The sequence below is a fragment of the Flavobacterium sp. P1_E4 genome (assembly GCF_056405915.1).
In genome coordinates, this window is the sequence record NZ_JBFUBE010000001.1 from 130,898 (window position 1) to 155,223 (window position 24,326).

Below are 24,326 nucleotides of genomic sequence, written 5' to 3' on the forward strand. Positions count from 1 at the left end.
TATTAAAAATTAATGTTTAATCCTAGCATATAGGTTCTTGGGATTGGATAAAAACCATAATCAATACCAGCACCTATCGGAGAATGAGAAACTTGGTCTTGATTTAAAGGACCATTAGACTGTCCAGGATCATAACCTTTGTATTTTGTAAAAGTGTATAAATTATTAATACCTGTATATACTCTAAATTTTGTTATCCCTATTTTTTCTACAACTTTAGAGCTTAATGAATACCCCAATTGTATGTTTTGAATTCTAAAATAAGAAGCATCTTCAACAAAATGATCAGAAAAAACATTGTTAGAAGTTGCATCGGTAGTTACTCTAGGAGTAGAATTAGTAGATCCCGCACCCGTCCAACGATCTAAATAATAGTCATTATGATTTACATCTGTTAATGTTCTTTCATAATTACGAACCATATCATTACCTACAGAAGCATAAGTATAGACTGCAAAATCAAGATTTTTATAATTCATTTGTAAATTAAAGCCCATAGTTAAATCTGGAATTGGGTTCCCCAAATCTGTTCTGTCTTTAGTATCAATAACCCCATCCCCATTTATATCTACATAACGTAAATCACCGGGTGCAGAACTTGCTCCTAAAGCTTTTTGCGAAGGATGTGCATCTATTTCGGCTTGGTTTTGAAAAATTCCATCCGTTTTGTAACCATAAAAATATCCGATTGGTTTTCCTTCTTCCATTCTTGCAATTTTAGGTTGTCCAACTCCAAAATCACCTTGCTCATAATAACCAGTTCCATTATTAACTTCCAATACTTCATTTTTAATGTAAGCTATATTATATGCTAAAGCCATTGTGAAATTTTCGGATAATTTAGTGTTATAATCTATTGCAAATTCAACTCCTGAATTCCGAACAGATCCTGCATTAATTGTCGGCGCACTTGCACCAGGAGCACCCACACCTAATATTCCGGAAACAGGTATATTTGGTATCAAAAGATCTTTTCTGGTGTCGCTAAAAAAATCGGTTACAATAGAAACTTTATTATCAAATAATTTCAAATCAAAACCAACATCAAGTTTTTGAGATTCTTCCCATTTCAAATCGGGATTAGGAATTTGTCCTCCTGCAATACCCGTTGCCAAAGTATTATCAAAAACATAGGTTGCTTCTCCAGATAATGAACCAACATATCCATTAGGCGGGATTTGATCATTTCCTAATGTTCCAAAACTTCCTCTAATCTTTAAAAAATTAAAAGTGTCTGATTTCTCAAAAAAGCCCTCTTCAGAGACAACCCAACCTGCAGTAAAAGAAGGGAAATATCCAACTTTATTACCTGGTCCAAATTTTGTGGAAGAATCACGACGCAACATTCCAGAGAACAAATACTTACCGTTATAATCATATTGTATTCTTCCAAAATAAGAAAGTCTGCGTTCATCATAATTATAAGCACCATTCGTTAAAGTACTTGAAATTCCTTTTGTCAAAGAAATATCCGCAAACTCCCAAGAATTATTAGGAACATCATAACCAGTAGCAAATAACCCTTTTCCCCAAGATTTAAAGACCGTATTTCCAAGAACTGCTGTTAAATTATGTTTCTCAGCAATTTTCTTAGTATAGGTTGCATAAATATCAAATGAATAATCATTATCGTTAATTGCATTTTGAGAAACAGAACTACGATTTACATCAAAAACTTTTCCTCCATAACTTACTTTTTTGGCAAAAGTTTTTCCATCACTATTTGATGTATTAAAACCTAAAGAGCCTGATAGTACAAGTCCCTCAAAAAGCTTGTAATCCAAACCTAAATTCCCATTTATTTTTTTCAAATTGTAATCATTATAAGTATTATCTATCTGAGCTAATGGGTTGATTATTTCGTTTCCTAAACCTGTTGTATTGGGAAACAAAGTAAAATTTCCGTTTTCTTCATAAGGTTTAATAGTTGGAGGTGCATTCAAGGCATTAAATAAAACTGACCCTAATGCATTTTCGGATAATGATTTTCTATTAATATAAGTATAGATTACATTAGTTTTTAATTTCAAACGATCCGTAAGGTCTGCTCCCAAAGATATTCTTGCAGTATTTCTTTCAAATCCGGATTTATCTCCACCTACAATTCCCTCTTGATTTAAATGAGAAGCACTTAAAGCATAAGATATTTTATCCGATCCACCCGAAACAGACAAGTCATGACTAATAATTGGTGCAGCAGAAAAAACTTCATCTTGCCAATTGGTACCTTTCCCTAAATTGGAAACATTTGGATAAGGAAGCGGTTTACCACCATTTGCATAGCTTTCATTTAATAATAAAGCATATTCGGTAGCGTCCAAAGTTGGTAACTTTCTAGATACTTCCTGGATCCCCGTATAGGTATTGAAAGAAAATTTAGTTTTAGAATTTCTCTTACCTGTTTTTGTAGTTACAAGTATGATCCCGTTGGCTCCGATGGTTCCATAAATAGCCGCTTGTGCATCTTTAAGTACTGTCATAGACTCAACATCATTTGGATTAAGCAAAGACAAATCTCCAATATAACCGTCAATAATAACAGCTGGTCCATTTTGACCATTTGTACCTACACCTCTAATACGAATATCCAATGCCGCCCCTGGAGATCCCGATTGTGTAGTAACATTTACACCTGCCACAGTACCTTGGAGTGCTTGCTCAATTTTTATTGGTTTTAAAGCATCCAATGTTTTGCTGCTTACTACGGAAACAGCCCCTGTTACATTCTTCTTTTTAATACTTCCATAACCAATGACAACTACCTCACTCAAATTTTTGGCTTCGTCTTCTAATAAGATTACTACATTCGATTCATCTGTGGTTAATTTATAATCTCTCGTTTTGTATCCTACATAAGAAAACACAAGAGTTCCTCCTGGCGTAATCCCTTTTAATAAAAATTTACCATCAAAATCAGTTGCAACCGAATTCCCTGAATTCTTATCTAAGACATTTACTCCCGATAAAGGTAAACCAGTACCTCGCTCTTTTACTATTCCTGCTACATCCTTCTTTTGGGCAAAACCAAAGGCTGAAAAAAGCAAAAAGATAATTAATAAATAATTTGACTTCATAATTTATAAGTTTTAGTTAGTGAGTTACAAACTTATCAGGAAACGTTAAGGATTCCTTAAAAACAACCACAACAAAAAACATACAATTCAAAAAAAATTGAATTTAATTATGAATATCTCATAAAAATACTTGTGAATAAAGAGAAATCTACAGTCTCATTTTCACAACAAGACATAAAAAAACCACAACTATCACGTTAATGTTGTGGTAATGTATAGGTGATTTTTTTAAAAGGAGGCCGACCTATACCTCCATGATATACTCGACAAGACCTTGCTCATGTGACAAATCCATCTTTTTACGCAAACGATACCTTTTTATTTCTACACTTCTTACCGAGATGTTAAATAAAGGAGCCACTTCTTTTGACGAAAGATTCAATCTAAGGTATGCACAGAGTCGCAAATCGTTTGGAGTCAAGGTAGGATGTGCCTGTTTTATTCTCTTCAAAAAGTCTTTATCTGCATTATCAAAAGCTTCTTTGAATACACTCCAGGAATCTTCTTCAGTAATATTCTTATTGATTGTACTAATTACCGATTTGACATCGCTTGCACCACTTTCTGTTGTCTTTTTCAAATCTTCTTTTATGAAAGCTAGTAACTCGTTCTTACTATTTAAACTCATCGTCGAGACTGCCAATTCCCTATTTTTGGAATCGACATCTTGAGAAAGTTGTTCATTTCTCAATTTCATCAACTGTTTTTCATTTTCCAACTCTTGAATTTCTAATAATAAATTATTTTCCTCAATCAACTTTTCTCTTTGCTTGCGATAATAATTCAAATATGCCTTATTTATAAAATGGGCCAAAATCAAAAATAGAATGATATAAATCAAAACCGCTAAATTCGTATTGTACCAAGGTTTTAAAACCGTAAAACTGTAAACAGCGGTATTTTGAAGTGTAGCATTCGCAAATTTGGCTCTTACTTTGAATGTATAATCTCCTGGTGGTAGATTTTTAAAACTGACTGTCGTCTTGGAACTCCAATCACTCCAATTCTCTTGAAAACCTTCTAATAAATATTGGTATTCAGCATTAATGTATTTATTATATTCGGGAACGGTATAAGCAAAAGTGATGTTATTATTATCGTATTTAAAGCATCCCTCTTCATTTATAGCACTATTGACGATGTTTTCATTTAATTTATTGGCAGCAACATTCGTTATTGAAACCACATAACTTTTGAAACTCAAATCATTTATATTCATCGTATAAAAACCATCCATAGTTCCAATGAGATATTCTGAATTTGATATTTGAGTAATATTTTCAAAACCCAACATCGAATTAGTTAACGAAGCGGGAATTGGAATTACATTTTTTTTAAGCTGATTGCTCAATTTACTCAGTGAAAAATAATGAATGTAATTTTTGGAAAACAACCAAAACTTGTTAGAATTATCCACAATCAATTTTCCAGAAGTATATTCGTCCTTTTCAAAAACCGAACTCAATAAATTATCTTTATCAAATTGTTTTGTTTGAGGGTTTAACTTAAAAATCCCCTCTTTATAAGCATAATAAATCGCATTATTGAATTGTATCAAACTTGCATTTTTTCCTTTTTTTGGAGAAGAATAAGGAACAAACGGGCTAGCTTTTTGCAATTTACTATCCACTTGAAATCTGAAAATTCCCTGATTCTCATGACTAACATACACTTCCAAGTCATTCGTGATTGCAAAATATCGGGAAGAATAGTCAAATCCTTTTATTTTATTTCTAAAGACCCACTGATTATTTACTTTTTCCAGTATCGAAACCCCATAATAATTCCCTTGTAGTAAAAGATTTTCATGATGAGGAACTTTTTCAAATTTCCAAGTTCCCGACTGTAAAAAAATACTTTTAGCAAATGCATTTTCTATCACAAAAGTCCCTGAATCGTGTCCACAAAACAAAGTGCCTTGATATTCAAACAAAGACCAAACCTGTCCTTTGGTACCAGCAATAAACTTAAAATCCTCTTTGGCATTATAATTTTTGTAAAATAATCCCTGATTGGTTCCTACATATAATTTCCCATTATATAATTTAGAAGTATATACAGTACCCAAAACCCCTGTATCATCTGTAAAACTTTTAATTGGAGACTGCAAATTGATACAATTGATACCATTATCGAGCCCAACCCAAAGATTGTTATCCACATCTTCAAATAAAGATAATGCGGTATTATTACTCAAACCTTTACTTTGAGAAATATGGTATCTCAATTTACCCTCTTTGTTTAAAATAAAAACACCATTAGAAACCGTCCCAACTGCATAACTCCCATCCGAAAGTATCAAACTACTGTAGACACTACTCGTTTCTATTTGAGAATCAGCTTCAGTAACAAATTTTGACACCGTTGAACCAACTAACTTATAGAACCCATTTAATTGAGTTTGAATGAGCAGTCCTTCATTTATGGCAAAAACATTTATAATCCTATTGCTTTTCAAAATTGGATTATTTGAAACCAAATGCGCTTTCCCACTTTGCAATTCAAACAATCCTTCGTTTATGGTTTGAAAATAGATAGATGTATTGGTACCATATGATTTAGTGATAATACTACCAGGAGCAATTATCTTGAATACATTTGTTTTTGTATCATAAATATAAATGCGATTCAAGGATTGGAAAATCACCCATTGGTCGTAATTTAAAACATTCCAAAACTGCTCGTCATTAAGAATCTTATTTTTTATGGTTTTGCTAAGTGAAGTGTACTTCAATCGACCATTGGATTGTCGTGTCCAAAAACCAAATTCCATATAACAACCTGTATAAATTCGATCATTAATTACTTTTACAGATCGAATAATGGTTTCATTTGGTGAAGGATACAATTGCCAATTTGAACCATTAAATTCCAAAAGACCCTCGTTATTAGCGAAAAAAATATACTGATTTTGGGATTGTGAAATCATCCAATTTTGATTCCCTGCACTATATAAATTTGGAGGGTATTTAATAATTGGGGGAAGCTCTTGAGAAAAAACTATAGAGACTATAAAAAATAACAGGAAAGCAAATTTTGTTTTCAAATGAAATGTGGTATTTAGATTAGAGGCTACTAATAAAAAAGAATACATAATAAAAAATAATAATTCGGCACTAACTAGATTATTATCAAATACAAATCACAAAACAAAAATAGACTAAAAAACCAATTTTTGATTATAATTCTTTGAGCATTCTCACATCAAAATTGAGTACTTTTGTGGAAATTCATTTTTAGTATGTCAATTGATATTTCCAAACTCGATCCAAAGAAAAACATCATCATAAAAGGTGCACAGGTACATAATTTAAAAAATGTAGATGTCGCTATTCCCAGAAACAAACTTGTAGTAATCACAGGACTTTCAGGTTCTGGAAAATCCAGTTTGGCTTTCGATACTTTGTATGCCGAAGGTCAACGCCGTTATGTCGAAAGTTTATCATCATATGCTAGACAATTCTTAGGAAGATTGGACAAACCAAAAGTGGAATACATCAAAGGAATTGCCCCTGCTATTGCCATAGAACAAAAGGTAAACACCACCAATGCCCGTTCAACCGTAGGAACTTCAACCGAAATATACGATTACATCAAATTATTATTTGCCAGAATTGGAAGAACATATTCCCCAATTTCAGGGCAAGAAGTCAAAAAAAACACCGTTACTGATGTAGTTACCGAAGTTAAAAACTTTGAACTGGACAGCAAATGGCTACTCCTTGCCCCTATTCATCTTGAAGAAGGAAGACAATTAGAAGATAAACTAAAAGTCTTATTGCAACAAGGATTCGCTAGGATTTTGGTAAATAATGAAATGGTCCGCTTGGATGATTTCACCACTGCAGAACAACATACTTTAGACCATAAAGATATTCTACTCATAATTGACAGAATCGTGGTCAAAGATGAAGAAGAGTTTTACAATCGACTATCTGATGCCGTGCAAACAGCTTTTTTTGAAGGGAAAGGAATTTGCTTTTTGCAGGAATTAAATTCGGATAAAAGATTTTTATTTTCCAATAATTTTGAATTGGATGGTATTGCTTTTTTAGAACCTAATGTTCATTTATTCAGTTTCAACAATCCATATGGAGCTTGTCCTGTTTGTGAGGGCTACGGAAACATAATAGGAATTGATGCCGAATTGGTCGTTCCAAACACTTCGCTTTCTATATTTGAGAATGCAATTTTTCCATGGAGAGGTGAAAGTATGGGCTGGTTTCGGGACGAGTTGGTAAACCATGCCTATAAATTTGATTTCCCCATCCACAAACCTTTCTTCCAACTAACAGAAGAGCAAAAAGACTTGATTTGGACTGGAAATAAATATTTCCAAGGACTAAATGGCTTTTTTAAAGAACTCGAAGAGAAAAATTATAAAATTCAAAACAGAGTAATGCTTTCTCGTTATAGAGGTAAAACCAAATGTCATGTCTGCAAAGGTAAACGTTTGAGAATAGAAGCTTCATATGTAAAAATCAACGGCAAAACGGTTTCCGATTTAGTGGATTTACCAATCAAACATTTGGTTGATTTTTTTAAGAACATTAATTTGGACGAATATGAAAAACAAATTGCCAAACGATTATTAATTGAAATCAATAATAGGTTGTCTTTTTTAACAGAAGTTGGTTTGAATTATTTGACTTTAAACAGAAATTCATCCACACTTTCAGGAGGAGAATCCCAACGTATTAATTTGGCGACTTCATTAGGCAGCAGTCTTGTTGGTTCCATGTACATTCTGGATGAGCCAAGTATTGGTTTACATCCTAAAGATACGGAACGCTTAATTAAAGTTTTATTGTCATTACGTGATCTTGGTAATACCGTAATCGTTGTGGAGCATGATGAAGACATCATGAAAGCTGCCGATATGATTATCGATATTGGCCCAGAAGCAGGAACCTTGGGAGGAAATCTAGTCGCACAAGGCACTTATGACGAAATCCTCAAATCAAGCTCTTTAACCGCTAAATATTTGAACGGAGATCTTGAAATCACAGTTCCAAAAAAGAGAAGGCCTTATAAAAACTTTATTGAAATAAAAGGAGCAAGAGAAAACAATCTGCAAAATATTGATGTTACTTTCCCTCTTGATGTTTTAACGGTGATTACAGGGGTTTCTGGTAGCGGAAAAAGTACACTTGTCAAAAAAATTCTTTTCCCTGCCATGCAGAAAAAGCTGGATAACGCAGGGGAAAAAGCAGGTCAATTTAGTGAACTTTCCGGTTCTTTTTCACAAATAAAACACATTGAATACGTTGATCAAAACCCTATTGGTAGAAGTTCTCGTTCTAATCCGGTAACATACATCAAAGCCTATGATGATATTCGGGAATTGTATGCCAAAGAAAAGCTTTCCAAAGTAAGAGGTTATCAAGCGAAGCATTTCTCATTTAATGTCGATGGTGGAAGATGTGAAACCTGTAAAGGTGAAGGATCCATAAATGTAGAAATGGTTTTCATGGCCGATGTTCAATTGCCTTGTGAAACCTGCAACGGAAAACGTTTCAAAAAAGAAGTTTTAGAAGTAGCTTTTGATGGTAAAAATATTCATGACATTCTAACGATGACCATCGATGACTCCATCATTTTCTTTGAAAAAAACAAGCAAACAAAAATCATTCAAAAATTACAACCTCTGCAAGATGTAGGTTTGGGATATGTACAACTTGGACAATCCTCATCAACACTTTCTGGCGGGGAAGCTCAACGTATAAAACTAGCTTCCTTTTTGGTTAAAGGAACCATCAAGGAAAAAGCCCTTTTTGTTTTTGATGAACCTACAACAGGATTACATTTTCATGATATCAAAAAACTAATGGCTTCTTTTGATGCATTAATAGAAAAAGGGCATTCTATACTTGTAATAGAGCACAATCTTGACTTAATAAAATGTGCTGATTGGGTTATTGACCTAGGGCCTGAAGGAGGCGAAAATGGAGGCTTATTACTCGCCGTAGGTACTCCTGAAGAGATAGTGAAAAACAAAAAATCAATTACGGCAAAATATTTAAAAGAAAAACTATAATAGTATCTGCCTACTTTTATTTAACAAAAAAGCCACGCACAATTAATAATTTGTGGTGACTTTTTATGCATTATACCTGAAGAAGTGTTAGTTATTTTTAATCAACCCAAAATCTAAAAGCAACTTAATATTTTGCCACAGATTTACAGTTTTTTCACTAATTCAACACTTTTATTTTAAAAACGAAGATCTTCATATTAATCTATTAGAGATTCTAAAAAAACATGATTAACCTAAATAGCACTTTTCTTCAAAAATTTTTCCTTCCTCATCAATTGCTATCAATACTTTCTTGTCCTTGGAAGTAACTTGTGTTAAATACAACCAAGGTAAAGACCACATTCCTAGTGTTGCACAGCAAATTAAAAAATTGAGACTATGATTTATTTTTTTGCCTTCTTTATATAAAATGGTAAAAGGCAATTTGTCATTACGCTCCACAACTACAAATCCATTTTGAATCTTATTCGAAATAATTTTTGTAAATAGATTTAACTTATCTTGATTAATAAAATGATTTTTCATCTTTTGTGTATTAATTTAAATTAAGTATTTAGACAAATATTTAAGAATAATACAAATTTAAGCCACATATAAGAACTCTACAATACCCACTTTTGGTGATATTTAAAAAAATATTTTATAAATCGTTAATTATTAGATAGTTACAAAACGAATATTTTTGAAAGTGCAAAAATACTCGTTGAACTAAATCCTAACAAAAAATAAACAATATTTTACGCACAAAATATTTTAAAAAAAACATTATTTTAACAAGCTTATAATTACTAAAAAATCATTTATCAACTTTTACGTTAAATGAAGGAGTCTTATATTCCTTATTCAGGTAATTATCTGGAATAGTTGTTTTATTTCCGTCACGATGAGAATTGTAATGTGGTGACATAATTTCTAGACCAGCTTCATTAAAACAGTCCTGAATATTTTGATGCAATTTTGAATAAATAGCAGGCTGTTGATTGGGGTGTTTGGTGTAAGCGTTAATTTCATACGCAACGTAAAAATCGTCCAAACTGGTTTGTAATACAAATGGAGTTGGACTCTTTTCAAGTAAATCGGTTCTTAAAGCAGCCTCAATAAGTGCTTTGTGCACACTATTCCAAGGAGTGTCGTACCCAATAGTAATTTTGGTATGAATTAATAATCCGCTGGAATCTTCATTAGTATTTGCAGAGTAATTAATCGAAGAGCTTGATAAAACGGTAGCATTTGGAATTGTAATATCTTCTTGTTTTGGAGTCCGAACACGTGTCACCAAAGATGTTTTTTCAATAACAGTTCCACTTACATCACCTATTTTTATAAAATCACCTATTTTAAAAGGGCGCATATAAGTTATTACCAATCCAGCTATCATATTAGCAATCGCATTGGAAGACCCTAATGAAAACAAAACTCCTACGAATACAGAAACACCTTGAAATATTGGTGAGTTGGACCCCGGTAAATAAGGAAAGATAATAACTAACATAAAAGCATAAATCAAAACTTTTATGATATTAAAAGTAGGTTTAGCCCAATCACTGTAAAAACCTTCAATTTTAATTTGCCCCTTCTGAATCTCATCAACAAAAAACTTGATTGCTTTCAATAGATACTGAAACAAAATTACGATTACCAAAATGGAGATTAAATTGGGCAAGAAATCAAGAAAACCCATCAATGCCGCTTTGGCTGGAGAAAAAATCCATTTTAAAAGAGTAGTTGCATAGGCTTCTGTTTCTGGAAAAACACTGAAAATTGCAGGTAACGAAATATAAAATGTAAAAATTAAAACGACAATACGAGCCAGTGATACAATCTTTAAAACAAAATCCAAATGCCTTTCGGGTGAAAAAATATAAGATTCCTTAACTTTTAATCCTGAAAAATATCTTTCCTTTCTTTTGGTTAGAAAAATTCGAAACCATTTAAACAGTTTATTGATTGCAAATACAATTACAACTATTAAGCTAATCAATAATAATACGAGTCCAATCCTTTTTAGCCAACTCTCAACATCATTATTTTTTTTTTGAAAAAGTACCGTCTTTTGTATAATGGCAAGGTTTTTTTGAGCCAAGGCAAAATTACTGGTCCCAATGGTTTTTCCATCAAGATCCGTAACCGACATAACAACAAAATCGCTATTATAAACAATATCAACTCCAAAGTCAGATTTGTTAAGCTTCAATGAATCTTTCTTAAAAAAGGGATCTTTATAAAGTAATACTATTCTACTGGTAATGGCATTGGCTCTGTTCTCAGCATTAAACGACCCAATTTTATTGTAGACAAAAAATAAAGTGTCTCTAAAAGGAGTTACGGGAAAGCCTTTTAAACTAATAACATTTTGATGAGATACAGGAATTTCATTTTTATTACTGTCTGAGTTTGCATTGCTTTCCTTCGGTTGTGAAAACATCAATATTGAACATCCAAAAAACAAATACAGCAGTGTAGTTTTAAAATTCATCATAGTCAAAAAGTTTTCTATTAATTCATAAAAAAGTTTCTAGTATTATTACAATATTAGAAACTATACTTACAAATATAAAAAAACTAAGCGACAAAATTTTAAATATATCTAACAGAGAAGCTTATAGATTTATCCTGCAATTGAAACTATCTATTTCTCTTGATTTTCAAAAGGACTTTATCTAAAGTCTGATTAATCTCAGGTGAAACAACAAATTTATAATTAATAAATACATAGACAATAGTTACCAAGATTGATTTTAATCCAATAGCAATAAGTGGATTTATTGGAAACTTCCAAAAATAAAACAATAAAAACACAACAAAAGTTATTCCAAGAGAATGCAACGTTTGTTTAGTAAATGGATACAAATGCATACGTTTCACAACAAAAAGTAATTTTGCCAAACTATAACATGTGATTGATAATAAAGTAGCAAATGCCGAGCCAATAATTCCAAATAATGGAATAAAAATCATATTTAATACCACAGTCAAAACGACTAACCCAACTCCCAAAAACAATACTGCTCGATAATATTTTGAATTAAAAATAATTGCATTGTTATTTCCCAATATCAAATCAAAATATTTAGATAAACCAATCATGAATACTACAGTAATTCCGCCACTATAATCTTTTGGCACTAATTCGTATAGCTGATTGATATTAACAAAAATACAAAGCATCACAAAGCCACCAACAATCTGTAAATTAATGGAGGTTTTTTTATACAAATTATTTAACTCATCGTGTTTGTTCTCGTGCATCAATTTTGCAGTAATAGGATACACTATCTGATGCATAGCACGACTTGGAACTGAAATAACTAAAGCAATATAAGTAGCTACAGAATAATAAGCAATGTTTTCAATCTTCATATACTGATTCAACATTATTTTATCGCCATCCAACAATAAATTGGCTACACTACCCGACAAAATAATATAAAAAGTGTAAACCAAGATATCCTTTACATTTTCAGGTATAACAAATTGAAAAACAGGTCTTTTTATATAAAAAGCATAAAACATAGTAACAATCAAGGCTAATAAATAAATACCTGCTGTAACATAAACAAACTGCACTACTGTTATCCAATTATAATATACACCGATTAAAGTAATCAATGAAAATAAACGCAAGCCTACTTCCTTTATGAAATTTCCAAAAACAGAATGCATATGAACTCTTGCCCACGCATAAAATATCTCAAAATAAGCCATACACAAAGCAGTGAATGGAATCAATAAAATAAATGTTTTAACGACAGGATTTTTCTTTGAAACAAAAGCTAAGATATCGTCAAAGAAAAAGAAACCTATTATCGCTAATGGAATGCACATCAGTAACGGGAATAAAACCGTGAAAGACAAAAACTGGGAACGTTCTTTCTCTGTCTGGTATTGCGCATAAAATTTCACCAATGTGTTTTGCATCCCGATTGCAAACAAGGGCATAATAACATTTGCAGCTGAAAGAATATAATTAGTTAAAGCATAGTAAGTGGCACCCAAAAAAATTGGATACAAATACAAAGTATTAATTGCTCCAACTCCAAAACCGATATAAGTTATTATGGTATTTTTTAATGACTGATTTAATACTATGCCCATTAATAAGATTTTAAAGTTTAAGGTTTGAAAGTTTAAGGTTTGAAAGTTTAAAGTTTGAACACCTTAAATCTTTGAATTAATCAATTGCACCAATTCCTTGGTCAAATTCTTTCTGGAATATTTTTGCAAACCTACACCATAGGATTGTAATTTTCCCTCCAAAAACTGATTATAATAAGAAACGATCGTGTTTTTTAATTTTTCTTTCTCGGTATACTCAAAAAACACCCCTGTATTTGTTCCTAAAATTATCTCGGCAAAATCAGAATCTTTTGGACCAATGGCAATAATTGGTCTATTGGAAACCATATATTCGAATAGTTTGCCAGGAATAATACTTTTCGTTTCTTCCGAATTTATCTCAATAAGTAACAAAACTTGAGAATTTCTTTGATGTGTCACTGCTTCAGTATGGGAGACATATCCAAGATTATTCAGATAAAGATCCAAATTAAACTGTGAAATAGTATCCAATACTTCTTGACTAACAGCTCCAATTAATTTTAGTTCCAAATGCGATTTAAAATCTGGAATTTCCTTTAATAGCTCAGTTAAAGATTCCCATAGTATAATTGGATTTCTTTCGGAAAGAAAAGAACCTATATGAGCTAAGCTAAATTTGGAATCCAAAACATTTTTTGCCACTGGCTCAGTATCATAGCCATTGGTAATGACTGTAATTGGCTTATTAGTTATTGCCTCAAATTCGGTTTTCGTCGTTTTACTAGTGACAATAATAGCATCAGCCGTATTCAAAACTCTATATTCTAGTGCTTTGTGTTTTCTTGCCGCCCTAGTCGATAATCGCAATGATTTATGATACCCGATAGTCGTCCAAGGATCTCGAAAATCGGCAAACCAAGTAATTTTCATTTTTTGCTTTAAAACCAGTCCAATCAAATGCAAACTATGTGGCGGCCCAGAAGTAATTATGGTATCTATATTATTTTCGGCAATGTATTTCTCCAAATAAGTAACTGATGGCTTTACCCAATAAACCCGAGCATCTGGAATAAATAAGTTGCCACGAATCCACAATAATGTCTTATCAAGAAAAGTTTGCTTCTTCTGGTTTGGAATAATACCCGAACTAATCTTTTTAGTTTTATTTTTAGAAAAAAAAGAAGCCAATTGGTATGGTTCAAAAATTTTATGCTTCAAAATAATTGCTTTCTCCGAAACTTCTTTTTCTAAATTCGTATCAACTATTGGATAAGTTGGATTCTCAGGAATATAAACAATTGGCTGAATATCAAAATCCGGTAAATATTTCACAAATTTAAGCCAACGCTGAACACCTGGTCCTCCTGCAGGTGGCCAATAATAAGTTATAATGAGAATTTTTTTTGTATCCAAAATGATAGGATTTATATTAAATAATTAAATCAAGAATCAATTCCGACAATAATCAGGAAGTTAATTCAAGTTCTTAAATCCATTCTTTTTCTCGAAGTACAATCCGCCAACTAAAAGAAATAACATTCCAATACAACTAACAAGTGTAATTGCACTTCCTGTTTTCACCACTTGAGGCTCAAATTTGAACTCTATAGTATGTTTTCCTGCTGGAACCATTATCGCTCTCAAAGTATAATCAGCCCTCATGATTGAAGTCTCTTTACCATCTATTAAAGCTTTCCAACCTTTTTCATAATACATCTCAGAGAAAACCGCTAAACCTTCTTTAGTATTGTTCGAAGTGTATTTTAAATCATTTGGTAAATATGAATCCATGGTTATTGTTGCCGAACTGTCTTTGGCGAAAGCCTTATTTTTAATATCCGAAAACTCATTTACGTTGATAACAGCCACTTTTTTAGAATTCAATTTATCCAAAGCTTTCATCTCTTCATCTGAATTTTTAACGAAATTAACTTGATCTACAAACCAAGCATTTCCATTAGCATCTGGATTGATAATTGGTCGTTCCTTACCTTCTTTATCTGCTTGAATAACATACTTAACATTCAACATATTCAATATCTCCAAATTATTTTTGGCAATTTGATAATCAAATAATTGTTGCATTCTCTGAGGTTTCACTGCACTGTACCCTCCTATCGCCTTATGAAAATAAGATGTTCTTGCTTGCATCAATCCCTGAATATCAAACACACGATAATTTGTTGGATCTTTTAGAATTTCAGTATCCGTTGGTGTTTCCTGAAAAGGCACTTCTACTTCTCTGGCACTTATAAAATCTTTGTTGGATACATAATTTTTATCGACAAAAAACAAATCGGATACCATAAATAAACCAACTAAAATAATCGCAGTGTTTTGGGCAATCCTATTTTTGAAAAACAACCATAATGTTCCAGCCGAAATCAGAATAAAAAATCCCGAACGCAATAAGTCGGCACTGTATAATGATTTACGATCCGCTTTAAGTGCATCAACAAAACTCGGACCATAACTTTCGATTAAATAACTGTCACTGGCTCCCGAAAAGCTGAATAAACTTTTAGACAAAAACAAAACTATAATCAGTCCTAAACCTATGGCTCCCGATTGCAATAAAGGTTTTAGTTGTTTTTCTTTTTCCAATTTAAAAAAGGACTGCAAGCCCATAATAGCCAACACAGGAAAACACAATTCTAGGATAACCTGAATAGACGATACCGCTCTAAACTTATTGTACATAGGAATATGGTCGATACAAAAATCGGTCAAAGCTGGGAAATTTTTTCCCCAAGAGAGAATTAAGGTCAAGAATGCTCCGCCAAGAAATACATATTTAATTTTTCTTTCGTCAGTAAATAAAGCCAAAATTCCCAAAAAGAAAACCACTGCACCTATATATGCAGGTGCCGATACAATAGGCTGATCTCCCCAGTAGGTCGGCATAGCGGTCACAAAATCGGTGGCCTGGGCTTCCGGTACACCTTGCGAAATCATAAATTCAAACATACTGCTGTCTGTCCCTACCTTTTCGCTATTGGAACCTCCAAACAATCGAGGTGCAATAAGATTAAAACTTTCAGCAATTCCATAACTATATTCTGTAATATAATCACGAGTCATTCCCATATCGGTAACTTTTTTGGAACCATCGGGATTGAAGCTTAAATCGCTTTTTCCACGAGTACTAAAATTTGCATATTCTACTGTTGCCAATAAATTAGTTGCATTAGCACCAATGGCAATAATTCCGGCACCAATAAGTATTCCTAGTGAATACAATAAAGATTTATATTCTTTTGATTTAATCCCCTCATAAATAAAATACCCCGAAAGAATCAACAATAATATCAATAAATAAAAGGTCATTTGAAAGTGATTGGCATTAACCTCCAAAGCAACTGCAAACATCGTGAGCAAACCACCCAAAACATATTTCCGTTGAAAAACCATTACAAAACCGGCCACAACCATTGGCATATAAGCAATCGCATGGGCTTTGGCATTATGTCCAACTCCGAGAATAATAATTAAATAGGTAGAAAAACCAAAAGCTAAGGCACCAAAAAAGGCTTTTAGTGGATCTGCTTTCAGTACCAACATCAAAACGTAAAAACTAAGAAAATATAGAAATAGATAATCTGCCGGACGCGGTAAAAACCGCAATACATCATCGATAGCACCAACATAATCGTGAGGATATTTAGCTCCTAATTGATAAGTAGGCATTCCTCCGAAAGCAGAGTTTGTCCAATAAGGTTCTTCATGATGTGTCGCTCTAAAATCATTTTGTTCTTTGGCCATCCCCGTGTATTGGGCAATATCCGATTGAAAAATTTGTTTTCCTTGCAAAACAGGAAAGAAATAAAGTGTAGAAACGAGAACAAAACCAAGTATGGCTAATGCGTGCGGAAAGAACTTTTGAAGTTGCTTCATTATAAGGGTTTAAATTTTAAAGTTTAGATTTTAAAGTCTAATATTACGACAAAAAAAATCTAAATACTCGATATGGTTTTGGGTTATTTATTTTTATGACTTGAAATTTCCTATTTATATAAGTCACTATAGGAATTTTGCCTTCCACTTTGGGAATTTCGCTTTTTAATCAATCTCTTCATAATCTACGTAATCCCCAACTTTTTTAGTTTCACGAGGATTCTTACTATTGGCAGTATCGATTATAATTTCATCATTGTTGGGTGTTTTCTTCCAAGTCGTTTGTTGAGCGCGTTGCTGCTGTTCTTGAAAACTTTGTCCCGCTTTTTCCACTACCTTTTTCACTACTAAAGGCAAAAATAATCGAGCCAAAAATTTAAAAATATAATAGAAAGCTATCATATAGAATACCATTTCTATAAAACCCGAAAAAGAGGCTGTTTGCATAATCAAATAATTTATTTGGCAAAATTAATAAATCAATATTGAAACTTCGGAGCAATTTGCAAATATCATTCTTAAATAAATGATAAAATAATGACAAAATTGACCAAAAAAAGAGTAAAATACATTTCCAACGACTCAAATCCATTTTCATTTAAATTCTATACAACTTAAAAACAGTTTTTACGATATATTTTTTAACAAAAACTCTTAAATCGCGACATAATTTCACAGCGAAAAAGTAATTCAAAATTTTGAAAAGTAAATTTAAAAACATAATATTCTGATTATCAAAAGCTAATAAAAACCTAATTCTTAAAATAGCATTAGTTTATATGGATTATAAAGAGTAATTTTGCACCCTATTTTAAAAATATATATGAATAAATTTGAACAATTAGGATTGAGTGAATCGTTACTGAAGGCGATTTTAGATCTAGGATTTGAGAATCCGACCGAAGTACAGGAGAAAGCGATTCCCCTATTATTGGAAAAAGACACAGATTTAGTTGCGTTGGCTCAGACAGGGACAGGGAAAACGGCAGCATTTGGTTTTCCAGTTATTCAGAAAATTGATGCCAACAACAGAAATACGCAAGCATTGATTTTATCTCCAACACGTGAATTGTGTTTGCAGATTACCAACGAACTTAAAAACTACTCTAAATACGAAAAAGGTATTAACGTGGTAGCAGTTTACGGTGGGGCTAGCATTACAGAACAAGCGAGAGACATTAAAAGAGGAGCACAAATTATAGTAGCGACTCCTGGTAGAATGCAAGATATGATTAACAGAGGATTGGTAAACATCTCTCAGATTAACTATTGCATCCTTGACGAAGCAGACGAAATGTTGAACATGGGTTTCTACGAAGATATCGTAAACATCCTTTCTACTACACCTGACGAAAAAAGCACATGGTTGTTTTCTGCAACTATGCCTGCTGAAGTGGCACGAATTGGAAAACAATTCATGACCGAACCTATTGAAATTACAGTTGGTACCAAAAACTCTGGTTCAGCTACCGTATCACACGAATTTTACTTAGTAAATGCTCGTGACCGTTACGAAGCTTTGAAACGTTTAGCTGATGCTAATCCAGACATTTTCTCAGTAGTTTTCTGTAGAACAAAACGTGACACACAAGCTGTTGCAGAGAAATTAATCGAAGACGGATACAGCGCAGCTGCATTGCACGGAGATTTATCTCAAGCGCAACGTGACGGTGTAATGAAATCTTTTAGAGGAAGACAAATCCAAATGCTTGTTGCGACTGACGTTGCTGCTCGTGGAATTGACGTTGATAATGTAACTCACGTAGTAAACTATCAATTACCTGACGAAATCGAAACTTACAATCACCGTTCAGGTCGTACTGGTCGTGCTGGTAAATTAGGCACGTCTATCGTAATTGTTACTAAAAGTGAATTACGCAAGATTTCTTCTATCGAAAGAATCATCAAGCAAAAATTCGAAGAAAAAACAATCCCTTCTGGAATTGAAATCTGCGAAATCCAATTGTTACACTTAGCTAATAAAATTAAAGATACTGAAGTTGATCACGAAATTGACAACTACTTACCAGCTATCAATAATGTATTGGAAGGTTTATCAAAAGAAGAATTAATCAAGAAAATGGTATCAGTAGAATTTAACCGTTTTATTGCTTACTACAAGAAAAACAGAGACATCTCTAATCAATCTTCAGGTTCTGAAAGACGTGACCGTGACGATAGAGACGGAGCTCCAAGAGAAAATAACAATGGTGGTGCTACAAGATATTTTGTAAACATCGGTTCAAGAGACAATTTCGATTGGATGTCATTAAAAGATTACTTGAAAGAAACATTAGACTTAGGTCGTGACGATGTATTCAAAGTAGATGTAAAAGAAGGTTTCTCTTTCTTCAACACAGATCCAGAACATACTGATAAAGTAATGGAAATCTTGAACAACGTACAATTAGAAGGACGTCGTATCAATGTTGAAATCTCTAAAAATGACGGTGGTGGAAGACGTGACCATAACGGAAGAAATTCTGGTGGTGGATTTGGTGGTGGAAGAAGTTCTGCTCCAAGAAGAGAAGGAAGTTTTGCTCCAAGAAGAGAAGGATCAGGCGGATTTAGAAGCGACAGAGGTTCTGCTCCTAGAGAAGGTGGTTTCGGACCAAGAAGTTCATCTGCTCCAAGAAGAGAAGGTGGTTTTTCATCTGACAGAGCTTCGAGAGAAGGTTCTTCAGAAAGAGCCCCAAGACGTTCTGAAAGCTTTGGTGATTCACCAAGACCAAGAAGACCAAGAAGAGACTAATACAATTAGTAATTCAAATATAAATCTCCCGAACATTCGGGAGATTTTTTTTTACCATACATTGGCATTAACGAAAACCTCATTAAAAAAAGGCTTATTAAGCTTAACAATATTTGCAGTTTGTTAATTTTCTTATAATTATAAGGGAACAACAAAATATTTAATCACGTTTTACTACTTTTAAAGTTTTAAATCAGTTTATGAAATATTTTGTACTTTTTTTATTTTTAGTTACCTCCATAAGTTCAGTAGCACAAACCACTGAGATTCCAACAAAAATCTCCGGTACTATTATCACCGACAACACAGGTACCCCTTTAGCCGGCGTAAATATCATCAACATTAATCAGGTTACAGGAACCACTACAGACAACAAAGGTTATTTTGAATTGGCTGTTACCCAAAGTGACACCCTACACATAACCCTTCTTGGTTATGAATCCTTGCGTGTTCGTGTTACCAATGACTGGATCAAAAACAAAAAAACTACCATCCAACTTACCCAAAAAGCAATTCCGCTACACGAAGTTGTGATAAGTCCATATTATCTAACTGGTTATCTTGAAATCGATTCAAAATTAATCCCTATAAAAGAAGACTACCGCTATAGCATTTCCGGCTTAGGTCAAGGTTATGAAGCTGGGCAATACGCACCAGAAGCTTTTGGAAAAGTATTGGGCTCCATATTCAACCCCGCCGATATGCTTTATAATTTCTTCGGAAAAAGGCCCCAGCAGCTCAAAAAACTTAGGGAAATGCGAAAGGATGACACAGTGAGAAACCTTTTGGAAACCAAATACGACAGAGAAACTATTTCATTACTACTGGGTGTTTCCCAAGATGAAATTGCCGAGATATTGACTCGATGTAGTTACTCCGAAGCTTTTATCAAATCTGCCAATGACCTTCAAATCATGGACGCCATAAGCGGCTGTTATGAACAGTACAAAATCTTGAAGAAAAAATAACAAGTAGTAGTCCAAAAAGTATTTGGGCGTGCCGCCATAAAGAAAAGGGACCAACTCATCGCAACGGTGAGTCGCTCCCTTTTCTTTATAGTGTCGAGCTATCCGCGCTACTTCGGTAGCTAGCTTCAAATGAAATTCACTGAACTCCTATAAAAATAAATATATGGTGAAGTAATCCCTCACGCAGACGTAAACAAATAACTTTAGCAAAAAATATTTCTTCATTGAAAACTAATGCAATATTATTTTAAAGCACTTTACAACGTATTTAGCAACATTCAAATCAATATTTTTTGTGTTGTTGCTCCGTGTGATTTTGATTACCATTAATCATCGTGTCTCCCTCACTTAACCCGTTTGACATTCCAACCATAAAAGCAGTAATAATTAGAATAAATTTTCTTTTAACCCAAAGAATTGGCCATTTAGATTTCTCCAAACGCATTTTATTATTATGTTTATACATTTTGTAAATGATAAATGATTATACATTTGTTTTATCATCTTATGCATTGAATTGCATAAATATCTAGAAAATTAGTTTTCTAGGATATGTATAAACTTTCATATGGGTTTCCGGAAGTAATCATCTCATTTATAAAGATAGATTGAGATGTAATCGATTTTACTCCTTGATAAAGCAGTGTTCTAATTTTTAAAAGAACTCGAATTTGAAAACTATAAATATCTTGAAATTCGAAGTATGCAAAAAGGATTGAAAAGGAAATGCTTTTAGGTGAATTCACCTGACCAAATACATATAGATCAGAATCGTTATTAATCGATTCGCTTCTGAGAATTACATTCGAGAATTGATAATAATCTACTGAATTTGATTGTGAATATAAAGTACAATCATTAACCGTAAGGCCAAAAACCAGAAAGAGAGAAATCAGATATTTAAAATATTTTTCCAATCTATTTAATTAGAATTATCAATCTTGATAAAATTTGAAAATTTTGTCACTAAGTATTTTTTTAAACGAAAATACAAATAAAACTTACAATTCCACCAAGCCTTAATCTTAAAATTTTAATGACAATACTAAAACATACTTCTAACTAAAACATCACTTTGAGTTTTGAAATTTATATTTTGGGATTCTCCTCATAATATCTCTCTTCAATCCTTTTAATATCCTTGATAGATTTCTTAGCCCAATCCAACCTCTTATCCAAAATTTCTTCTTCAGTCAATTCCCAAGCAACATCCGAATTACGTAAACGATTAGTCAGATTCTGAATAATAATCGCCGCCGAAACCGAAATATTCAAACTCTCTGTAAAACCCACCATCGGAATTTTAAGAAAACCATCCGCTCTGTTAAGGATCTCTTCCGACAATCCATCTCTTTCTGTACCAAAAAACAACGCACTGGGTTTAGAAATATCAAAATCCTCCAACAAACAATCATTCTCGTGTGGTGTAGTTGCAATAATCTGATATCCATTATCTTTCAAAGTGTCGATACAATTCGTAACGCTGTCGTAAGTCGAAATATCAACCCATTTTTGAGCTCCCATCGCAATTTCCTTATCGATTCTTTTACCATAACGTTCCTCGATAACATGTAATTCCTGAATACCAAAAACCTCACAACTGCGCATCACCGCACTAGCATTATGCATTTGAAAAACATCTTCAACAGCAATTGTAAAATGTTTTGTTCTATTTTTTAAGACTTTCAAAAAATTTTCTTTCCTGTTATCTGTTATAATATTTTCAAGAAAATTGAGGTAATCCAAATCAATCATTGCTCGTGTTTTTTTTGGCAAAAATACTAAAAAAGAGTAGTTTTATGTTCTAATGTTTTACAGATGAAAAAGAAATTAGTAGTTCTTACCGGAGCCGGAATTAGCGCCGAAAGCGGTATCAAAACCTTTCGTGACAGTGATGGATTATGGGAAGGCCATAATGTAATGGATGTGGCCACTCCCGAAGGTTGGCACAAAAACCCCGCATTGGTACTTGATTTTTATAATCAAAGACGACAACAATTAAAAGAAGTACAACCTAATTTAGGACATCGAATTTTAGCAGAATTAGAAAATGATTTTGACGTTTACATCATTACCCAAAATGTGGATGATTTACACGAACGAGCCGGTAGTACGAATATAACCCATTTGCATGGCCAATTATTAAAAGTACGAAGTTCCAAAAACGAAAACTACATCTTAGATTGGCAAGACGATTTAAATTTTGGAGATGTGGATCAACAAGGAAATCAACTTCGTCCACATATTGTTTGGTTTGGTGAACAAGTCCCAGCACTAGAAGAAGCAATAACAATAACAGAACAAGCCGACTATTTTGCAGTTATTGGCACTTCATTACAGGTTTATCCAGCAGCAGGTTTAATTGATTTTACTCCAAAAAAAACTCCTATTTATTATATCGATCCAAAACCCATAAAAATCCCTAATCTTAGAAATCCTCTCGAAGTAATTCAAAATATAGCTTCTGAAGGGGTAAGGATTTTAAAAGAAAAATTACAAACTAATCTATAGCTACTTTATCAAACGAATTTAACAATCCCAAGTCCAGAATAGTACTTTGATGATTTTCACTTTGTGAATACATTGATTTAAATTTTACTCCATAAACCACTTCTTCAAAAACATAAGAAGTTCGAGTGGCAACCGTAGTACTAAACATATCATCAAATGTTTTGATAATCACAATAATTTCACCCGAAATCGATTCATAATCCGAAGCTACCAATCCATATAAAGGACTTTCACTAGTTATTGGATGAACTAATGTCCAGCTCAGTGCCAGCGAATTTATTTTTTGATATTCTAAATCCAAAGTGTAAAATTTATTCGTCATAACTCCATTCTCCTCAATCTTCATTCCAAGAGTTACATTGACTTCGGCATCAATATAATTAGTATTTTTATAAGGAGCGAGCCTAAACATTAATGCTTTTCCATCGTTAAAAGGAGCAATGATGGCATGGTGTGAAAATTTCAAGAAAATAGAAGGCTTACTGAATCTCCCAAAAAACAAACCCGTGGCAATTGCAAAACTCAATAATCCCATTAATGCTTCGGCAGAAGATAAGGCACTCGTATAAAAACCCGTTGGACTAATATGCCCATACCCTACTGTCGTAAACGTTTGGGCACTAAAAAAATAGGCCTGCCCAAATTGCACCAATGCATTATCGGTCGTTTGAATCCCGTTGAGATGTTCAATCCCAATTCCAAAATACAGCAAAGCAAATACAAAATTAATCGCAATATAAAACAACAAAAGAATCGAAAGGAATTTCCAAGAAGACATATCCAACATAGTATGATACCAACTGATTCTATCTAGTAACCCAATGCCTTTTTTAGCAGCATTTGCAGAACCATCCTTATTGATAAAACGACCACCATAACTGGATGCATTGGATCCAAATCCCGTATTGACCAAAGATTTTGCTTTTAAATTTAATCGATTAAATAATGCCATATATCAATTCCTTATTAACTGCAAATTAGACAATAAATTCTACTTAACAATAACATAAATTCATATTTGATTTCGATAAAAACCTAAAGAAATGCATTCA

General features: G+C 32.9%; 15 protein-coding genes. 4 read left to right on the forward strand and 11 right to left on the reverse strand.

What is annotated here, in order from left to right; genetic code table 11:
- Nucleotides 1–2: 2 nt before the first annotated feature.
- Both AC1DY0_RS00650 and AC1DY0_RS00655 read right to left on the reverse strand, forming a co-directional pair.
- Nucleotides 3–3,074, reverse strand: a complete 3,072-nt coding sequence (locus AC1DY0_RS00650; protein ID WP_477186761.1) for a SusC/RagA family TonB-linked outer membrane protein — start codon at nucleotides 3,072–3,074, stop codon at nucleotides 3–5.
- 244 nt (nucleotides 3,075–3,318) lie between these two features.
- The gene (locus AC1DY0_RS00655) at nucleotides 3,319–6,003 is read right to left on the reverse strand and encodes a triple tyrosine motif-containing protein (RefSeq protein ID WP_477186762.1); all 2,685 of its coding nucleotides are present in this window, start codon (nucleotides 6,001–6,003) and stop codon (nucleotides 3,319–3,321) included.
- 312 nt (nucleotides 6,004–6,315) lie between these two features.
- On the opposite strand from AC1DY0_RS00655, the gene uvrA reads away from it, so the two are divergent.
- Nucleotides 6,316–9,111: an excinuclease ABC subunit UvrA gene (gene uvrA / locus AC1DY0_RS00660; protein WP_477186763.1), complete on the forward strand. Its 2,796-nt coding sequence runs from the start codon at nucleotides 6,316–6,318 to the stop codon at nucleotides 9,109–9,111.
- 228 nt (nucleotides 9,112–9,339) lie between these two features.
- On the opposite strand, the gene AC1DY0_RS00665 is transcribed toward uvrA, so the two are convergent.
- The 6 genes from AC1DY0_RS00665 to AC1DY0_RS00690 all read right to left on the reverse strand — a co-directional run bounded on the left by AC1DY0_RS00665 (nucleotide 9,340) and on the right by AC1DY0_RS00690 (nucleotide 17,490).
- A complete protein-coding gene (locus tag AC1DY0_RS00665) occupies nucleotides 9,340–9,636 on the reverse strand; it encodes a hypothetical protein (protein WP_326399375.1) in 297 nt (98 codons plus the stop codon).
- A gap of 271 nt (nucleotides 9,637–9,907) precedes the next feature.
- Nucleotides 9,908–11,590 carry a mechanosensitive ion channel family protein gene (locus AC1DY0_RS00670; protein ID WP_477186764.1) on the reverse strand — a complete coding sequence of 561 codons (1,683 nt, stop codon included), beginning with the start codon at nucleotides 11,588–11,590 and terminating at the stop codon, nucleotides 9,908–9,910.
- A gap of 146 nt (nucleotides 11,591–11,736) precedes the next feature.
- Entirely contained in the window at nucleotides 11,737–13,206 is a 1,470-nt protein-coding gene (locus AC1DY0_RS00675; protein WP_477186765.1) for an oligosaccharide flippase family protein, read from the reverse strand.
- Nucleotides 13,207–13,269: 63 nt separating this feature from the next.
- Entirely contained in the window at nucleotides 13,270–14,562 is a 1,293-nt protein-coding gene (locus AC1DY0_RS00680) for a glycosyltransferase family 4 protein (protein ID WP_477186766.1), read from the reverse strand.
- A 60-nt stretch (nucleotides 14,563–14,622) separates the two neighbouring features.
- Complete coding sequence (locus tag AC1DY0_RS00685; protein ID WP_477186767.1) at nucleotides 14,623–17,043, reverse strand: YfhO family protein; 2,421 nt, start codon at nucleotides 17,041–17,043, stop codon at nucleotides 14,623–14,625.
- A gap of 165 nt (nucleotides 17,044–17,208) precedes the next feature.
- On the reverse strand, nucleotides 17,209–17,490 hold the full coding sequence (locus AC1DY0_RS00690) for a DUF4834 family protein (RefSeq protein ID WP_477186768.1): 282 nt from the start codon (nucleotides 17,488–17,490) through the stop codon (nucleotides 17,209–17,211).
- A 376-nt stretch (nucleotides 17,491–17,866) separates the two neighbouring features.
- On the opposite strand from AC1DY0_RS00690, the gene AC1DY0_RS00695 reads away from it, so the two are divergent.
- Nucleotides 17,867–19,795, forward strand: a complete 1,929-nt coding sequence (locus AC1DY0_RS00695) for a DEAD/DEAH box helicase (protein WP_477186769.1) — start codon at nucleotides 17,867–17,869, stop codon at nucleotides 19,793–19,795.
- Nucleotides 19,796–19,995: 200 nt separating this feature from the next.
- Nucleotides 19,996–20,763 (forward strand): carboxypeptidase-like regulatory domain-containing protein, encoded by a 768-nt coding sequence (locus AC1DY0_RS00700; protein ID WP_477186770.1) that lies wholly within the window; start codon nucleotides 19,996–19,998, stop codon nucleotides 20,761–20,763.
- Between the two features lie 283 nt (nucleotides 20,764–21,046).
- Here AC1DY0_RS00700 and AC1DY0_RS00705 read toward each other — a convergent pair whose 3' ends face one another.
- Both AC1DY0_RS00705 and AC1DY0_RS00710 read right to left on the reverse strand, forming a co-directional pair.
- Nucleotides 21,047–21,229, reverse strand: coding sequence for a hypothetical protein (locus AC1DY0_RS00705; protein ID WP_477186771.1), 183 nt, complete (start codon nucleotides 21,227–21,229; stop codon nucleotides 21,047–21,049).
- Between the two features lie 623 nt (nucleotides 21,230–21,852).
- The gene (locus AC1DY0_RS00710) at nucleotides 21,853–22,518 is read right to left on the reverse strand and encodes a TrmH family RNA methyltransferase (RefSeq protein WP_477186772.1); all 666 of its coding nucleotides are present in this window, start codon (nucleotides 22,516–22,518) and stop codon (nucleotides 21,853–21,855) included.
- A 63-nt stretch (nucleotides 22,519–22,581) separates the two neighbouring features.
- Here AC1DY0_RS00710 and AC1DY0_RS00715 point away from each other — a divergent pair, with 63 nt between their 5' ends.
- Nucleotides 22,582–23,274, forward strand: a complete 693-nt coding sequence (locus AC1DY0_RS00715; RefSeq protein ID WP_477186773.1) for an SIR2 family NAD-dependent protein deacylase — start codon at nucleotides 22,582–22,584, stop codon at nucleotides 23,272–23,274.
- Here AC1DY0_RS00715 and AC1DY0_RS00720 read toward each other — a convergent pair.
- On the reverse strand, nucleotides 23,264–24,226 hold the full coding sequence (locus AC1DY0_RS00720) for an ion channel (RefSeq protein WP_477186774.1): 963 nt from the start codon (nucleotides 24,224–24,226) through the stop codon (nucleotides 23,264–23,266). The two genes, AC1DY0_RS00715 and AC1DY0_RS00720, sit on opposite strands and share 11 nt — an antisense overlap.
- Nucleotides 24,227–24,326: the final 100 nt, after the last annotated feature.

Coding starts and splice junctions, on each gene's coding strand:
- AC1DY0_RS00675 (WP_477186765.1), bottom strand. CDS start 13,206: ATGGGCATAGTATTAAATCAGTCATTAAAAAATACCATAATAACTTAT.
- AC1DY0_RS00710 (WP_477186772.1), bottom strand. CDS start 22,518: ATGATTGATTTGGATTACCTCAATTTTCTTGAAAATATTATAACAGAT.
- AC1DY0_RS00665 (WP_326399375.1), bottom strand. CDS start 9,636: ATGAAAAATCATTTTATTAATCAAGATAAGTTAAATCTATTTACAAAA.
- AC1DY0_RS00705 (WP_477186771.1), bottom strand. CDS start 21,229: ATGTATAAACATAATAATAAAATGCGTTTGGAGAAATCTAAATGGCCA.
- AC1DY0_RS00670 (WP_477186764.1), bottom strand. CDS start 11,590: ATGATGAATTTTAAAACTACACTGCTGTATTTGTTTTTTGGATGTTCA.
- AC1DY0_RS00690 (WP_477186768.1), bottom strand. CDS start 17,490: ATGCAAACAGCCTCTTTTTCGGGTTTTATAGAAATGGTATTCTATATG.
- AC1DY0_RS00700 (WP_477186770.1), top strand. CDS start 19,996: ATGAAATATTTTGTACTTTTTTTATTTTTAGTTACCTCCATAAGTTCA.
- uvrA (WP_477186763.1), top strand. CDS start 6,316: ATGTCAATTGATATTTCCAAACTCGATCCAAAGAAAAACATCATCATA.
- AC1DY0_RS00650 (WP_477186761.1), bottom strand. CDS start 3,074: ATGAAGTCAAATTATTTATTAATTATCTTTTTGCTTTTTTCAGCCTTT.
- AC1DY0_RS00695 (WP_477186769.1), top strand. CDS start 17,867: ATGAATAAATTTGAACAATTAGGATTGAGTGAATCGTTACTGAAGGCG.
- AC1DY0_RS00720 (WP_477186774.1), bottom strand. CDS start 24,226: ATGGCATTATTTAATCGATTAAATTTAAAAGCAAAATCTTTGGTCAAT.
- AC1DY0_RS00685 (WP_477186767.1), bottom strand. CDS start 17,043: ATGAAGCAACTTCAAAAGTTCTTTCCGCACGCATTAGCCATACTTGGT.
- AC1DY0_RS00655 (WP_477186762.1), bottom strand. CDS start 6,003: ATGATTTCACAATCCCAAAATCAGTATATTTTTTTCGCTAATAACGAG.
- AC1DY0_RS00715 (WP_477186773.1), top strand. CDS start 22,582: ATGAAAAAGAAATTAGTAGTTCTTACCGGAGCCGGAATTAGCGCCGAA.